The sequence below is a fragment of the Thermohahella caldifontis genome (assembly GCF_041153465.1).
Classification (GTDB): domain Bacteria; phylum Pseudomonadota; class Gammaproteobacteria; order Pseudomonadales; family Oleiphilaceae; genus Thermohahella; species Thermohahella caldifontis.
On record NZ_CP154858.1, the window covers coordinates 3084485 to 3099670 of the forward strand.

General features: G+C 54.4%; 17 protein-coding genes and 1 riboswitch. Of the genes, 14 read left to right on the forward strand and 3 right to left on the reverse strand.

Annotated features, from left to right (window positions below; translation table 11 throughout):
* Positions 1-41: 41 nt before the first annotated feature.
* Together AAIA72_RS14965 and AAIA72_RS14970 are read left to right on the forward strand one after the other, a co-directional pair.
* Complete coding sequence (locus AAIA72_RS14965; protein WP_369601092.1) at positions 42-926, forward strand: RHS repeat domain-containing protein; 885 nt, start codon at positions 42-44, stop codon at positions 924-926.
* Positions 919-1446, forward strand: coding sequence for a hypothetical protein (locus tag AAIA72_RS14970; protein WP_369601093.1), 528 nt, complete (start codon positions 919-921; stop codon positions 1444-1446). The genes AAIA72_RS14965 and AAIA72_RS14970 overlap by 8 nt, the downstream gene beginning before the upstream one ends.
* Before the next feature lie 101 nt (positions 1447-1547).
* On the opposite strand, the gene AAIA72_RS14975 is transcribed toward AAIA72_RS14970, so the two are convergent.
* Complete coding sequence (locus AAIA72_RS14975) at positions 1548-2000, reverse strand: hypothetical protein (protein WP_369601094.1); 453 nt, start codon at positions 1998-2000, stop codon at positions 1548-1550.
* Here AAIA72_RS14975 and AAIA72_RS14980 point away from each other — a divergent pair.
* The 5 genes from AAIA72_RS14980 (at position 1884) to AAIA72_RS15000 (ending at position 7336) form a co-directional block, all read left to right on the forward strand.
* Positions 1884-3236 (forward strand): RHS repeat domain-containing protein, encoded by a 1353-nt coding sequence (locus AAIA72_RS14980; RefSeq protein WP_369603017.1) that lies wholly within the window; start codon positions 1884-1886, stop codon positions 3234-3236. The genes AAIA72_RS14975 and AAIA72_RS14980 overlap by 117 nt on opposite strands.
* Entirely contained in the window at positions 3233-3784 is a 552-nt protein-coding gene (locus tag AAIA72_RS14985; RefSeq protein WP_369601095.1) for a hypothetical protein, read from the forward strand. The genes AAIA72_RS14980 and AAIA72_RS14985 overlap by 4 nt, the downstream gene beginning before the upstream one ends.
* A 345-nt stretch (positions 3785-4129) precedes the next feature.
* A complete protein-coding gene (locus tag AAIA72_RS14990; RefSeq protein ID WP_369601096.1) occupies positions 4130-5878 on the forward strand; it encodes a hypothetical protein in 1749 nt (582 codons plus the stop codon).
* 53 nt (positions 5879-5931) lie between these two features.
* A complete protein-coding gene (locus tag AAIA72_RS14995) occupies positions 5932-6816 on the forward strand; it encodes an RHS repeat domain-containing protein (protein WP_369601092.1) in 885 nt (294 codons plus the stop codon).
* A complete protein-coding gene (locus AAIA72_RS15000) occupies positions 6809-7336 on the forward strand; it encodes a hypothetical protein (protein WP_369601093.1) in 528 nt (175 codons plus the stop codon). Before AAIA72_RS14995 ends, AAIA72_RS15000 begins: the two co-directional genes overlap by 8 nt.
* Before the next feature lie 101 nt (positions 7337-7437).
* On the opposite strand, the gene AAIA72_RS15005 is transcribed toward AAIA72_RS15000, so the two are convergent.
* On the reverse strand, positions 7438-7890 hold the full coding sequence (locus tag AAIA72_RS15005) for a hypothetical protein (protein ID WP_369601094.1): 453 nt from the start codon (positions 7888-7890) through the stop codon (positions 7438-7440).
* Between AAIA72_RS15005 and AAIA72_RS15010 the strand changes: the two genes are divergently transcribed.
* The 4 genes from AAIA72_RS15010 (at position 7774) to AAIA72_RS15025 (ending at position 10926) form a co-directional block, all read left to right on the forward strand.
* A complete protein-coding gene (locus AAIA72_RS15010) occupies positions 7774-9162 on the forward strand; it encodes a polymorphic toxin type 17 domain-containing protein (RefSeq protein WP_369603018.1) in 1389 nt (462 codons plus the stop codon). The genes AAIA72_RS15005 and AAIA72_RS15010 overlap by 117 nt on opposite strands.
* Before the next feature lie 7 nt (positions 9163-9169).
* On the forward strand, positions 9170-9454 hold the full coding sequence (imm31, locus tag AAIA72_RS15015) for an Imm31 family immunity protein (RefSeq protein WP_369601097.1): 285 nt from the start codon (positions 9170-9172) through the stop codon (positions 9452-9454).
* A 317-nt stretch (positions 9455-9771) separates the two neighbouring features.
* Positions 9772-10128, forward strand: a complete 357-nt coding sequence (locus tag AAIA72_RS15020; protein WP_369601098.1) for an immunity 8 family protein — start codon at positions 9772-9774, stop codon at positions 10126-10128.
* 396 nt (positions 10129-10524) lie between these two features.
* A complete protein-coding gene (locus AAIA72_RS15025; RefSeq protein WP_369601099.1) occupies positions 10525-10926 on the forward strand; it encodes a hypothetical protein in 402 nt (133 codons plus the stop codon).
* A gap of 285 nt (positions 10927-11211) precedes the next feature.
* Here the strand turns inward: AAIA72_RS15025 and AAIA72_RS15030 are convergent.
* Positions 11212-12299, reverse strand: a protein-coding gene (locus AAIA72_RS15030; RefSeq protein WP_369600744.1) for an IS3 family transposase whose coding sequence is annotated in 2 segments (ribosomal slippage) — positions 11212-12044 and positions 12044-12299 — 1089 coding nt in all. Because the reading frame shifts where the segments join, the coding sequence is not laid out codon by codon here.
* Positions 12300-12409: 110 nt separating this feature from the next.
* On the opposite strand from AAIA72_RS15030, the gene AAIA72_RS15035 reads away from it, so the two are divergent.
* From AAIA72_RS15035 to thiC, 3 genes are all read left to right on the forward strand, one after another.
* Positions 12410-12661, forward strand: a complete 252-nt coding sequence (locus AAIA72_RS15035) for a type II toxin-antitoxin system Phd/YefM family antitoxin (RefSeq protein WP_369601100.1) — start codon at positions 12410-12412, stop codon at positions 12659-12661.
* Positions 12658-13080, forward strand: a complete 423-nt coding sequence (locus tag AAIA72_RS15040; protein ID WP_369601101.1) for a type II toxin-antitoxin system VapC family toxin — start codon at positions 12658-12660, stop codon at positions 13078-13080. Before AAIA72_RS15035 ends, AAIA72_RS15040 begins: the two co-directional genes overlap by 4 nt.
* Positions 13081-13159: 79 nt before the next feature.
* A riboswitch (TPP riboswitch) is annotated at positions 13160-13282 on the forward strand.
* Positions 13283-13321: 39 nt separating this feature from the next.
* Positions 13322-15181, forward strand: coding sequence for a phosphomethylpyrimidine synthase ThiC (gene thiC, locus AAIA72_RS15045; protein ID WP_369601102.1), 1860 nt, complete (start codon positions 13322-13324; stop codon positions 15179-15181).
* Positions 15182-15186: the final 5 nt, after the last annotated feature.

Below are 15186 nucleotides of genomic sequence, written 5' to 3' on the forward strand. Positions count from 1 at the left end.
GCTGGATGACCGAGCCCGTGTACCAGAGAAGGGGCGGACAGGTGATCTACTGCATCAACGACCACCTTGGCACGCCCATGCGCATGGTGGCGAAAAACGGTGCCACCGTCTGGCAGGCGGACTACCGGGCATTCGGTCAACTCACCGGCGAAACGGCCACCATCCCCAACCCGCTGCGCTTCCCGGGCCAGTACCACGATCCGGAAACCGGCCTGTACCACAACGCCATGCGCGACTACGACCCGGAACTGGGCCGTTACCTGCAGCGCGATCCCATCGGCCTGGCCGGCGGGCTGAATGTGTATGGGTATGCGTATCAGAATTCGGTGAATTTTTCTGATCCACTTGGACTATTTTCAATGGATCCGGTGTTTGGATTTGTTTATGACGTTACTGGTGGGTGGACGCCGGATCAGTCAACAGTAGATATGGTGGCTGGGTTTGGGGATGGGGTTTCTTTCGGTTTATCAAGTTACATAAGAGATTTGCATGATATATCAGGAGGAGTTGATAAATGCTCGGGCGCATATGTATTTGGAAGTCGAATAGGAGAAACCATATCTGCTGTCAATGTGCCCTTAGGAAGGCTAGCATATGCTCTTGAGGCAAAGTCTCTTTATCGCTATAGACTGTTGCCTGCGCATGATATGGATATTGCGAAGCTTATGTTTGAAGGGCGTAACTCGTTAAAGTTAAAATACAGGAGCGTTTTAAGATGGCCTATGGTATTGTTGTCGAAAATTCCTTTTAAACCTTTCAAGGGTTGGGGGCTTAAAAAATGGAGCGAAATTGGTGATAAATATAAAAATCGCTGGAGGGACATTCAGAACGCATCAACAAGAACGAATAATGCATATCATCTGGCAGCGGGTGGTTATGGGGTATATAGATTACGCTCTATCGGAGGCAGATGTAGTTGTGAATAGCATTTATATGGTTGATTATGATTCCTGTGGGCTTCTTTATAGGTTGAACCCTTGTGACGGTATGCTGCATTATTGTGGTTCGATTGATGAAAAGAGGAATAAAGGTGTGCCGACGGTTGGATTTGTTTCTCGGTTTTGGTGCCGCTATGCTGCTTTTTTTTACTATGATGGGGTATTGTGGTTTTCTGATGATAGAGTTGCTTGTGATTGTGGTGATGGCCGGTTTAAAGTTGAACTGGAAGGTTTGCTTCTGAGACGCTTTAAGATATTTTATAATAAGGTTCTGGTGAGTGAATGTAGATATATTTACCCATTATTTTCTTCTCTATTGGGTGATCCATTTGAAAATCCGGAGCCAGACTTTTTTTCATATGTTTATGAGTGCTTTGTTTCATCGGAGGCCTATTCAAGAATGTGTACAAGCTATCAGAAAAGACTTCTGTCAGCTTCTGGCCCACGTTTTTTTCAGACGGGGGGCAGGCCACTGAAGCAGCTTGCGTTTGTAAATTGTAACTTGTGACGATAGTGTTCAAGATTCCGGAGGGCGGGGTTCTTAATATTCTGTGTCAGCCCTCCGAAATATTGGGTGTCATCCAGGCAAATCACGTCGACTGGCAAAAGCTAACGCCATAGCTGCTCTTTAATAATCAGGCTTATTTTCTTGCGGAGCGGCCCAGCCGCGTCACCGAATACACCTGGACCGCCCACGGCCAGCCGGACAGCCTCCGCATCGAAGGCGAGGGCACCCTCCTGTACGGTCCCTACCTCTGGAATCGCCCCCAGGCCCTGCAACTGCCCGGCGGCACCCGGATCGAATACCAGTACGACGGCCTGCAGCGGCTCACCGGCCTGAAGGTCACCGACCCCGCCAGCCAGCTGCTGCAACAGCTCACCTACGCCTGGGACGCCGACGACCTCATCCTGCAGAAGGGCGACACCGCCTACACCTACGACGCCCTGCACCGGCTCACCGAAGCCGTCACCGGTGACAGCACCGACACCTACACCTACGATGGCGTCGGCAACCGCCTGAGCCACAACGACGACAGCGGCTGGACTTACAACGCCGCCCACCAGCTCACCGAACGGCCCGGCGTTAATTGCACCTACAACGCCAACGGCCACCTCATCCGGGCCCAGTACAGCAACGGCATCGAGCGCACCTACACCTACGACGCCAGCGAACGACTCATCCGTATCGAGGAAAATGGCCTGCTCAAGGCCGAATTCGGCTACGACCCCTTCGGCCGCCGCGTCTTCAAGCGCACCGCCTCAGGCACCACCTGGTACCCTTACAGCGAACAGGGCTTGGCCGCCGAATACGATGACAGCGGCAGCCTGATAGCCGAATACCACTACACCCCCGGCCTGAGCTGGATGACCGCCCCCGTGTACCAGAGAAGGGGCGGACAGGTGGTCTACTACATCAACGACCACCTCGGCACCCCCATGCGGCTGGTGGCAAGAAACGGCGCCACCGTCTGGCAGGCCGACTACAGCGCCTTCGGACGGCTCACAAGCGAAACGGCCACCATACCCAACCCGCTGCGCTTCCCCGGCCAGTACCACGACCGGGAAACCGGCCTGTACCACAACTACATGCGCGACTACGACCCGGCACTGGGCCGCTACCTGCAGCGTGATCCCATCGGCCTTGCCGGCGGGCTGAATGTGTATGGGTATGCGTATCAGAATCCGGTGAATTACTATGATCCTTATGGTTTGTGGTCATGGGGTGATCCGCTGCCACAATGGATGGTGGATGGAGCTGCTGGTTTTGGAGATACACTGTCCTTTGGTGTGACAGACTGGATCAGATCACAACTCAATATCAATGGCGTAGTTAACAAATGCTCGGGTGCTTACAGTGCAGGGGAGTGGGCAGGGATTGGCATAGGTTTGGCGTTTAGTGGGGGGACTTTAGGTCGTCATGCTCTGGCCAACGGATGGAAAAGTATAATAAGGGAGAAGCGTACTTTTCAAACAATTAGTAGAAGGTGGCACAGACGGTTTCCGAATGGCGGTATGATAAATCTAGATCATATGTTTATTTCAAGAAGAATAGCGAGTAGGCTCGGAATAAAGAACATCAATATTGGATTAAACCTGGTTCCAATAAGCAAAAGGTTAAACCAAGTTTGGTTGAATCCAAATAATTTCTTCTGGACTAGAAAGCATAGGCTGTTTGGAAAGTTTGTTCCACAAAGTTTGCGCACACTGTTTCAATCGGGGACAGCTGGCTTATGGGGGGCGCGCCCACCGGGGTTGTACGTAAAGCTTCAGGAAAATGTGAGTGTGGATAAACTATGAGAGAATTTTCTCAATCTAAATTACGCAGTGAGATTTTTGGTTTTTTCTGTTCTGCCCTTTTCTGGAGTGTGTTGGCTGGGGGAGCCTACGTTTTTGGGTTGGTATGGTTGGTTTATTTTTTGGGTATAATGGCAGCGATATTTGTGGCGAAGTTGTTGCTGTATTCGTTAGCCCTTTTCTTAGGGGAAGATAAAGGTTTTTCGCCTACAACCTTTTTTGAAAGGCTGAATGACTTGGATAGTGAAGAGGAGGTGGTGAATGTTTACTTGTTTGGAGGTGTGTTTAAGTTGATAAAGTCTAAGGGGCAAGATGTTGATGGCCTCTTAGATTCCTTTAATAATGGTGATATTGATTCAATTCTGTGTGAGATGAGAGGGAAATTGTATGATGTTGTGAAAGGAACTAACCTGGAAGATGCTATTGGTGAAACAATTATTGAAGGGTTTGAGGTTGAGAGTGAGTCTTCATTGTTCGTCTATTTGTCGCCTCCTGTGGGTAGATATATATTGGCCAGATATGATGGTAAAGATTGGGATTTTATTTTCTGAGTTGATGTCAAGATACCTTTTCGCCCGAAAAGGAAGAGGTTGGGGGGGTGTTAAATATTCTGTGTCAGACCTTTCGCGATCAGTAAAAGCTTATGTCAAGGTTGCTCTTTAACAATTAGGCTCTACACCCGGGAGGGTGTTCAATATTCTGTGTCAGCCCTCCGAAATGTTGGGCTTCCTTCGGACAAATCGCGGCGACAGGCAATAGCTAACGCCTGTATTGCTCTTTAAAAATCAGGTTTCACACTCAGCCTGCCGGACGGCACCACCACCCAGTACACCTACGAAGGCCCGGTCACCCGCATCACCCGCAGCGGTCCCGGCATCGTCACCGGCACCGAAATTGTGGAAGAGGATGCCTGGGGCAACGTCATCCGTCATGTGGATGCGCTCGGCAACGTCACCACCTACACCTATGATGACTTCGGCAACCGCAAGACCGAAGTCACCCCCGAAGGCCACGAATGGTCCTGGACCTGGGATGCCGCCGGCAACCTGCTGACCGAAACCAATCCGCTCGGCGAGACCACTCGCTATGACTGGGACGCCGTCGGCCAGCTGATCAAGGTTACCGACCCTGAAGGCGTCGTCTGGCAATACACTTACAATGCCCTCGGCAACACGACGCGCATCGATCTGGACAACCTCGCCCGGCCCCTGCGCCTGACCGACCCGGCCGGCAACCTCATCACCTGGACCTGGGATGCCAACTTCCTCAAGGGCATGGACTATCCCACCTACCGGCAGCAGTACCGCTACAACACCCGGCACCAGCTCTGGCAGCGTGTGGACGAATGGGACGGCCAGAGCCGCAGCACCGTCTATCAGCGCAATGCCGAAGGCGACCTCACCGCCATGACCGACCCCGGCGGTCATACCACCACCTACACCCCCGATGCCCTCGGCCGCGCCGCTGAAATCCGTGACGCCCTCGGCGGCCTCACCCGCATCGACCAGCGGGCCGACGGCCAGCCCAGCGAAGTCACCGACCCGGAAGGGCACACCACCCGCTATGAATACGATGCCCGCGGCCTGCTCATCCGCGAGATCAGCGCTGCCGGCACCGATGAAGAACGCATCCGCCGCTACGACTACGACGCCGACGGTCGCCTCACCACCGTCCACCTGCCGGACGGCGGGCGCAAGGTCTACACCTGGAATGCCGCCGACCGGCTCATCCGGGCCGACTACTACGCCCCCGGCGCCGACGCCCCCGCCATCACCCACACCTGGGACTACGACAAGGCCGGTCGTCTCACCGGCTGGAGCGCCCCCGGCCTCAGCGGCACCTACACCTACAACACTCTCGGCCAGCGCACCGAAGCCACCACCCATTACGGTGCCTTCAGCAAGACCCTGAAATACGCTTACGACCCCGCCGGCCGCCCGCTGCGCTACACCAGCGCCGAGAACCGCGTTACCGAATACACCTGGACCGCCCACGGCCAGCCGGACAGTATCCGCATCGAAGGTGAGGGCACCGTCCTGTACGGCCCGTACCTCTGGAACCGGCCCCAGGCCCTGCAACTGCCCGGCGGCACCCGGATCGAATACCAGTACGACGGCCTGCAGCGGCTCACCGGTCTCAAGGTCACCGACCCCGTCAGCCAGCTGCTGCAACAGCTCACCTATGCCTGGGACGTCAACGACCTCATCCTGCAAAAGGGCGACACCACCTACACCTATGACGCCCTGTACCGGCTCACCGAAGCCGTCACCGGTGACAGCACCGACACCTACACCTACGACGGCGTCGGCAACCGCCTCAGCCACAACGACGACAGCGGCTGGACCTACAACGCCGCCCACCAGCTCACCGAACGGCCCGGCGTCAATTACACCTACAACGCCAACGGCCACCTTATCCGGGCACAGTACAGCAACGGCATCGAACGCACCTACACCTACGATGCCAGCGAACGACTCATCCGCATCGAGGAAAACGGCCTCACCAGGGCCGAGTTCGGCTACGACCCCTTCGGCCGCAGAGCGTTCAAGCGCACTGCCTCAGGCACCACCTGGTACCTGTACAGCGAACAGGGCCTGGCCGCCGAATACGACGACAGCGGCAACCTGATTGCCGAATACCACTAACCCCCGGCCAGAGCTGGATGACCGAGCCCGTGTACCAGAGAAGGGGCGGACAGGTGATCTACTGCATCAACGACCACCTTGGCACGCCCATGCGCATGGTGGCGAAAAACGGTGCCACCGTCTGGCAGGCGGACTACCGGGCATTCGGTCAACTCACCGGCGAAACGGCCACCATCCCCAACCCGCTGCGCTTCCCGGGCCAGTACCACGATCCGGAAACCGGCCTGTACCACAACGCCATGCGCGACTACGACCCGGAACTGGGCCGTTACCTGCAGCGCGATCCCATCGGCCTGGCCGGCGGGCTGAATGTGTATGGGTATGCGTATCAGAATTCGGTGAATTTTTCTGATCCACTTGGACTATTTTCAATGGATCCGGTGTTTGGATTTGTTTATGACGTTACTGGTGGGTGGACGCCGGATCAGTCAACAGTAGATATGGTGGCTGGGTTTGGGGATGGGGTTTCTTTCGGTTTATCAAGTTACATAAGAGATTTGCATGATATATCAGGAGGAGTTGATAAATGCTCGGGCGCATATGTATTTGGAAGTCGAATAGGAGAAACCATATCTGCTGTCAATGTGCCCTTAGGAAGGCTAGCATATGCTCTTGAGGCAAAGTCTCTTTATCGCTATAGACTGTTGCCTGCGCATGATATGGATATTGCGAAGCTTATGTTTGAAGGGCGTAACTCGTTAAAGTTAAAATACAGGAGCGTTTTAAGATGGCCTATGGTATTGTTGTCGAAAATTCCTTTTAAACCTTTCAAGGGTTGGGGGCTTAAAAAATGGAGCGAAATTGGTGATAAATATAAAAATCGCTGGAGGGACATTCAGAACGCATCAACAAGAACGAATAATGCATATCATCTGGCAGCGGGTGGTTATGGGGTATATAGATTACGCTCTATCGGAGGCAGATGTAGTTGTGAATAGCATTTATATGGTTGATTATGATTCCTGTGGGCTTCTTTATAGGTTGAACCCTTGTGACGGTATGCTGCATTATTGTGGTTCGATTGATGAAAAGAGGAATAAAGGTGTGCCGACGGTTGGATTTGTTTCTCGGTTTTGGTGCCGCTATGCTGCTTTTTTTTACTATGATGGGGTATTGTGGTTTTCTGATGATAGAGTTGCTTGTGATTGTGGTGATGGCCGGTTTAAAGTTGAACTGGAAGGTTTGCTTCTGAGACGCTTTAAGATATTTTATAATAAGGTTCTGGTGAGTGAATGTAGATATATTTACCCATTATTTTCTTCTCTATTGGGTGATCCATTTGAAAATCCGGAGCCAGACTTTTTTTCATATGTTTATGAGTGCTTTGTTTCATCGGAGGCCTATTCAAGAATGTGTACAAGCTATCAGAAAAGACTTCTGTCAGCTTCTGGCCCACGTTTTTTTCAGACGGGGGGCAGGCCACTGAAGCAGCTTGCGTTTGTAAATTGTAACTTGTGACGATAGTGTTCAAGATTCCGGAGGGCGGGGTTCTTAATATTCTGTGTCAGCCCTCCGAAATATTGGGTGTCATCCAGGCAAATCACGTCGACTGGCAAAAGCTAACGCCATAGCTGCTCTTTAATAATCAGGCTTATTTTCTTGCGGAGCGGCCCAGCCGCGTCACCGAATACACCTGGACCGCCCACGGCCAGCCGGACAGCCTCCGCATCGAAGGCGAGGGCACCCTCCTGTACGGTCCCTACCTCTGGAATCGCCCCCAGGCCCTGCAACTGCCCGGCGGCACCCGGATCGAATACCAGTACGACGGCCTGCAGCGGCTCACCGGCCTGAAGGTCACCGACCCCGCCAGCCAGCTGCTGCAACAGCTCACCTACGCCTGGGACGCCGACGACCTCATCCTGCAGAAGGGCGACACCGCCTACACCTACGACGCCCTGCACCGGCTCACCGAAGCCGTCACCGGTGACAGCACCGACACCTACACCTACGATGGCGTCGGCAACCGCCTGAGCCACAACGACGACAGCGGCTGGACTTACAACGCCGCCCACCAGCTCACCGAACGGCCCGGCGTTAATTGCACCTACAACGCCAACGGCCACCTCATCCGGGCCCAGTACAGCAACGGCATCGAGCGCACCTACACCTACGACGCCAGCGAACGACTCATCCGTATCGAGGAAAATGGCCTGCTCAAGGCCGAATTCGGCTACGACCCCTTCGGCCGCCGCGTCTTCAAGCGCACCGCCTCAGGCACCACCTGGTACCCTTACAGCGAACAGGGCTTGGCCGCCGAATACGATGACAGCGGCAGCCTGATAGCCGAATACCACTACACCCCCGGCCTGAGCTGGATGACCGCCCCCGTGTACCAGAGAAGGGGCGGACAGGTGGTCTACTACATCAACGACCACCTCGGCACCCCCATCCGCATGGTCGCGAAAAACGGCGCCATCGTCTGGCAGGCGGACTACAGCGCCTTCGGCCAACTCAAAAGCGAAACGGCCACCATCCCCAACCCGCTGCGCTTCCCGGGCCAGTACCACGACCCGGAAACCGGCCTGTACCACAACACCATGCGCGACTACGACCCGGAACTGGGCCGTTACCTGCAGCGCGATCCCATCGGCCTGGCCGGCGGGCTGAATGTGTATGGGTATGCATATCAGAATCCGCTCGCGTACTTTGACCCTACGGGCGAAGTCGTGCCAGCTGTTGCGATGGATTATGCACGCTGTCTGGGTGGGTGCCTGGGCGGTGTTGCTGCGGGTTACGTTCTTGAAAAGCTGCTCATGGGGTGCGACGCAGACGGACTGATCGGAGCCTTGGGTGGTGCTGCTGCAGGTTGTGCGCTGGGGGGTCTGAATCCGCTGAAGTGGTTCAAGGGGCCAAAGGGGCCGAAGCTGGATCGGAAGGACAATCCGCTTGGGCGGCTGGAGCCAACGACTGGAAAACTGGTTCCTGATCGTGTTACAAAGACTGCAGCGGATTTACCGTTTGATCCACGTGGTACTGCAGGAACAGCGAAAGCATGGACGTCAATAAAAGGCAGATTGAAAGCAGCAGAACTACCAACTACCGGTAAAATTAGATTTGTACCGCGTAAAGGGTACGATCCGGCTAACCCTTTGGCTAGAGGTCCCAACAACGGTTATTTGGACCGATTTGGTAACGAGTGGACGAAAGGCCCGTCGAGAACACAAGGTCAAACTTTTGAATGGGATGTTCAACTTTCGAAAACAGGAAAATCTAAACTGGGTTGGGTAACGCGCGATGGTAGTCATGCAAATGTTTCTCTTGATGGTCGGATTACTCGTAAATAGGTTTACGATGCAAGCTCTGTATAAATTCTACGAAGTGGTGAAAGTAGTTTCTCCTAAACCAACGCTTTCTGAAATTAACGGTCAGGAGGCTGCAATATTAGGAATGGTTCAGAACGATTGTGGCGATTGGTTGTACTCTGTGCAAATGATCGAATCTGGAGAGGGTTGGGATGTTGCTGAAAACGAATTAAAACCTACTGGGCGAATGATGGCTCGAGAGGATTTTTATGGTGGTGACTCGGTGACAGTCGAGGTCGACCCTATCTCAGGGGAAGGGACTATTAAAAAGTAACAATCCTCTAATGTTACAAAGGGCGCAGGGAAGGAAATTGGAATACCGCGTGATGCCGCCAAAGGTAAAGGTAATTTTGGTTTAGGCTCGGGAGCGAGGGCTGAAGCTGACAAACTTGGTAAAGCTGGGTTAGTGATGGATATAAAGTTGCCAGGGATGGAAAAACTTTGGTCAGCAAGGATGGGTTGAAGCAATACAGGCCGCCTAGCTACAAACCGAGGTTGGATAAAACTCAAGCCAATTTTGAGCAAAGGTTCCCAGGTCAGCAGTCAAATCGATGGCAATCAAATGGCCATCTGGATATCACGGATTAAACTATGAATGCAGAATTAAAACGGCTTCATAGCCCCGATATTTATGACCTCGAAAATTACCGGCCTGAGAACCCGGAAATGTTCGGGTTCCTCCTTCAGGCCATGGTGGGTCCCGAAGGAAAAGACGGTGAAGAATCGTTTGATATAGAGGTGTGTACGCCAAGATGGTTAGAGGAAACCTACGGCATAGATGAGGTTGTTATTGGTCGTCATCATCTTATTGTCCGTAGGTACAACTACCAAAGAATTGTCGGCGCTATCAAAGATTTCCTGCGGGATTGTTCTGGTGAAAATTGGAACGAAGTTGCGGAGAAAGTATCACGGTTAGGGAAGTGGGAATTTGAAGATTACACGGAATGAGACAAAGCCCGAATCGGCGGGCTTGTTCGTTATTGTGTAAGCGACATGACGGTCTCCTGCGCAACAGGCAGGCGTACCTTAGCCGATTCGCCGGGCAGATTTTAGATGGGGGTTATGGATCGCTTACGAACGATTAACACAATTAGCCTTTGAAAAAGGGAAACCAGTTCCAGGTCGCCCGAATGTCCGGGAACATGATTTTGGAGTATCGGTAGGAACCGGGCCAAATGGTGGTATGCAAACGAGAGTACGAGTCTGCCAGGATTCAAAAGGTCGTATTCATGGTCACCCATCTGGACCTGAGAGGTATTGATGATGACAACTCAGGATATACAAATGCTGTCAGAGATGGTTAAGAATGCATATAGGTCGTTAGAGCGACCGGATTTCTCGTTCGTGAGTAAAGCTATTTCGTTAAGGCCCTATGAGTTTCTAATTCAGAAAATACGAAATATTTTTGAGGTTGAAGAATTAACCGATCCAAATGACGACGTTAGTTTTCGTTATCTGCTATCTAAATCAAAAAAACAGTGGGTGTTAGAACTTTCTATGCTAGGACGGTATGCAACGATTCTTAGAATACCGGAAGTTGGGCCTATAAGAGTTGTAAGTAAAGATACTTCAGTTCAAGAGGAGAAAGACATTTTATCACTGCTGATGGAAAATCAGTTTAAGGTTTTAGAGCAACAAGATTTGGAGCAGCCATTTTCACTCAGGTTATCGAACACAGAGCCTGAAAAAGTATGTGTTTATCAAGCACTATTTTCTGATACAGATGTTCTCCCGTGGAAGGCGTAGCTGTAATGTAAGCGATCCATAACCCCCACCCTTTTCAGGTGGCTGGCTTCATGTTCTAGGGCAGGAGAGCGTCATCGCTGTCTGCCTGCGGTAGCCTGCAAACAAACAGTTTTTTTCGGCCAGTGCCGAGCGTCAGATGCCGTTTTCAACGCCGTTGTTGTCTATCGGCAGGCAGCCTGACTCCGCTTTGCGCACCATCCAAAAGTGGGGGAATACCGAATGGTGGATTGATCAACACTGCCATACTGGTATTCCCCCCATTTTTAGAGGTGCGCAAAAGTGGAGTCAGGCTGCCTTATGCAGCTTGTATCGGGGCGGTACACCGCCAAGGGCCATATTCGGCCGCTCGTTATTGTACTTCCATAGCCACTTGGTCGCGAAGTCCTGTACCTCTTCGAGTGTTTCAAACAGATGCCGATTCAGCCAGTCATAGCGGACGGTGCGGTTGTAGCGCTCGACATATGCATTCTGCTGCGGATTCCCCGGCTGAGTATGCATCAGCTCTATTCCGCGTTTCTCTGCCCACTCCATGATTGTCTGGCTGATGTATTCCGGGCCATTGTCACACCGGATTTTCTCAGGCTTGCCCCGCCATTCGATGACCTGATCCAGAACTCGTGTCACACGCTCTGATGGCAGTGAGAAGTCCACTTCAATTGCCAGCCCTTCCCGGTTGTAGTCATCAATGACATTCAGGAGCCTGAATTTACGCCTGTTTTCAAGCTCATGGTGCATGAAGTCCATGGACCAGACCTGATTGACGCGTTCAGGCTCGGCCAGCGGTTCCGGCTTTTGCCTCACGATTCTCAGGCGCGGTCTGATGCGCATGTTCAGCTCCAGTTCCTTGTATATCCGGTAGACGCGCTTGTGGTTCCATCTGAACCCCTTGACATTGCGCAGGTAAAAGAAACACAGGCCAAATCCCCAGTTCTGCTCATCGGCAGTGAGCCTGAGCAACCAATGGGCGATCTCTGCGTTCTCTGAGCTCAGAACCGGTTTGTAGCGGTAGCATGTTTCGCTGATGCCGAAGACTTCGCAGGCCAGGCGGATACTGATGCCTCGCTCCCTGACGACGCGTCTGGCCATCTCCTTGCGGTGAGATGGCCTTACAACTTTCCCTCCAGGGCATCCTTGCGCAACTCGGCCTTGAGGCGCTCTTCGGCATACATCTTCTTGAGCCGGGCGTTTTCAGCCTCAAGCTCCTTCAGGCGCTTCATCATGGACGCGTCCATACCACCGTATTTTGAGCGCCACTTGTAGAACGTGGCGCTGCTCATCCCATGCTCTCTGCACAGCTCAGGAACCGATGTCCCGGCCTCTACCTGTTTCAGGATGCTGATGATCTGGCTGTCTGTGAATCGTGATTTACGCATGTGGAATCTCCTGTCTGTAAGTTACTGGAAAATTCCACTTATGAACACCGCTTTTTTTCGGGGGAATACCTACTATAATCTGACCAGTCTGGTCAGAGTGGAGGTGTGCCATGCGTCGTTGGCAAATGCAGGAGGCCAAGGCTAAGCTCTCCGAAGTCATCAAGGATGCCGAGCGCGAAGGTCCCCAGGAGATCACGCTGCACGGCAAGCCGGTGGCGGTCGTTTTGTCGCGCGAACACTACGAGCGGCTGACCGGCACGGGTGAATCGCTGGTGGCCTTCATGCGTCGTTCCCCTCTCTACGGTGTAGAGGAGGTTGATCTCGAGCGGGACAAAAGCCTCACGCGCGAGGTCGGGCTTTGAGTTACCTGATCGATACCAACGTCCTGTCCGAATTGCGCCGCAAGGAGCCGAACCCGGGCGTCGTGGCATGGTTCGAGGAACGGCCGGCGACCATCTTGTACGTCAGCGTGCTCACCCTCGGAGAGATCCGGAAAGGCATCAAGGCGCTCGGCAAAAGCCAGCGCAAACTCAAGCTGCTGGACTGGCTCGAAACCGAGTTGCCGGCATTTTTCGCGGGGAGAATACTGCCCATCAATGATGAAGTGGCCGATCGCTGGGGGCGGTTGCTCGCTAGTGCAGGGCGTCCTCTCCCGGCCATTGACAGTTTGCTCGCTGCTACCGCCTTGACATACGGACTGGCACTGGTCACCCGCAACGTGGATGACTTTCCTCACCCGGGTCTCGAAATCATCAATCCTTGGGAAACAGAAGGAATGTAAGTCCTTTGCAAGCCGCTCCTTGCCCTGTCTTCTGTCACAGCCCCCATGGACACGGCCCTGCACACATTCTACACTTGCAGCCTTGTGGTCGGGGTGCCCTCCGGGGCTGAGATCATTCGCACCGCCTCCCGGGGCGTTGTCGGATGGAACCCGTGAACCTGAACCGGATAATGCCGGCGTAGGAAACCCATGCTGTCGAGTTTTCCGCGCCCTCATTGTTCCCAGAATGAGGCTGTTACACATGACTGATACACTCACCTTGCTCAAAGAACGCGCTCAGGTGGATGATGCGGCGATTCAGCCGTTTCCCAACTCGGAAAAGGTCTATCTCGAAGGCTCGCGCCCGGATATCCGCGTGCCCGTGCGGCGTATACGCCTGAGCGACACCCCCACGTCCCTGGGTGGCGAGTCCAACCCGGACGTGTACGTGTATGACACCTCCGGCCCCTATACGGACCCGAACGTTCAGATCGATCTGCGCAAGGGCCTGCCACGCCTGCGCGAGCGCTGGATTGACGAGCGCGGGGACACGGAAGTGCTGGCGGACTACACCAGCGCCCATACCCGCCGCAGCCTGCAGGACCCCACGCTGGAGCCGCTGCGCTTCGGGTATGCCCACCGGCCGCGCCGGGCCAGGGCCGGGCACAATGTCACCCAGATGCACTACGCCCGCAAGGGCATCATCACGCCGGAGATGGAGTTCGTGGCTATCCGCGAGAACATGCGCCGGCTGGAAGCGCGCGAGGCGGGGATGCTCAATCACCAGCATCCCGGCGAACCCTGGGGGGCCCGGATTCCGGAGGAAATCACCCCCGAGTTCGTGCGTCAGGAAGTGGCGGCCGGCCGCGCCATCATCCCGTCCAACATCAACCACCCGGAAGCGGAGCCCATGATCATCGGTCGCAACTTTCTGGTGAAGATCAACGCCAATATCGGCAACTCCGCGTTGGGTTCGAGCATCGAAGAAGAAGTGGAAAAGCTGACCTGGGCGACCCGCTGGGGGGCGGACACGGTCATGGACCTGTCCACCGGCAAGCACATCCACGAGACCCGGGAGTGGATCATCCGCAACTCACCGGTACCCATCGGCACGGTGCCCATCTACCAGGCGCTGGAAAAGGTGGGCGGCGTGGCAGAAGACCTGACCTGGGAGCTGGTGCGCGATACCCTGATCGAACAGGCGGAGCAGGGCGTGGACTATTTCACGCTTCACGCCGGGGTGCTGCTGCGCTATGTGCCGCTGACGGCGAACCGCATGACGGGCATTGTCTCCCGCGGCGGTTCCATCATGGCGAAATGGTGTCTGGCCCATCACAAGGAGAACTTCCTCTATACCCACTTCGAGGAAATCTGCGAGATCATGAAGGCCTATGACGTGGCCTTCTCGCTGGGGGATGGCCTCAGGCCCGGGTCCATTGCCGATGCCAATGACGCGGCCCAGTTCGGTGAACTGGAAACCCTGGGCGAGCTGACGAAGATCGCCTGGCAGCATGATGTGCAGGTGATGATCGAGGGGCCGGGGCATGTGCCCATGCATCTCATCAAGGAAAACATGGACAAGCAGTTGCGCGAGTGCGGGGAAGCGCCCTTCTACACGCTCGGTCCGCTGACCACGGACATTGCACCGGGCTATGACCACATTACCTCCGGCATCGGTGCGGCCATGATCGGATGGTATGGCTGCGCCATGCTGTGCTATGTTACGCCCAAGGAGCATCTGGGGCTGCCCAACAAGGATGATGTCAAGACCGGCATCATCACCTACAAGATTGCCGCCCACGCTGCGGATCTGGCCAAGGGCCATCCGGGGGCGCAGTACCGGGACAATGCCCTGTCCAAGGCGCGGTTCGAGTTCCGCTGGGAGGATCAGTTCAATCTCTCGCTGGACCCGGACACGGCGCGGGCCTTTCACGATGAAACCCTGCCCAAGGAATCCGGCAAGGTGGCACATTTCTGTTCCATGTGCGGCCCGAAGTTCTGCTCCATGAAAATCACACAGGACGTGCGCGATTATGCGGCTCAGCAGGAGGCCGAGCAGGGCATGGAGGCGCAATCCAGAGCCTTCCGCGAACACGGAGGGGAGTTGTATCACAAGGTATAGGATAC

Coding starts and splice junctions, on each gene's coding strand:
- AAIA72_RS14985 (WP_369601095.1), top strand. CDS start 3,233: ATGAGAGAATTTTCTCAATCTAAATTACGCAGTGAGATTTTTGGTTTT.
- imm31 (WP_369601097.1), top strand. CDS start 9,170: ATGCAAGCTCTGTATAAATTCTACGAAGTGGTGAAAGTAGTTTCTCCT.
- AAIA72_RS15020 (WP_369601098.1), top strand. CDS start 9,772: ATGAATGCAGAATTAAAACGGCTTCATAGCCCCGATATTTATGACCTC.
- AAIA72_RS15035 (WP_369601100.1), top strand. CDS start 12,410: ATGCGTCGTTGGCAAATGCAGGAGGCCAAGGCTAAGCTCTCCGAAGTC.
- thiC (WP_369601102.1), top strand. CDS start 13,322: ATGACTGATACACTCACCTTGCTCAAAGAACGCGCTCAGGTGGATGAT.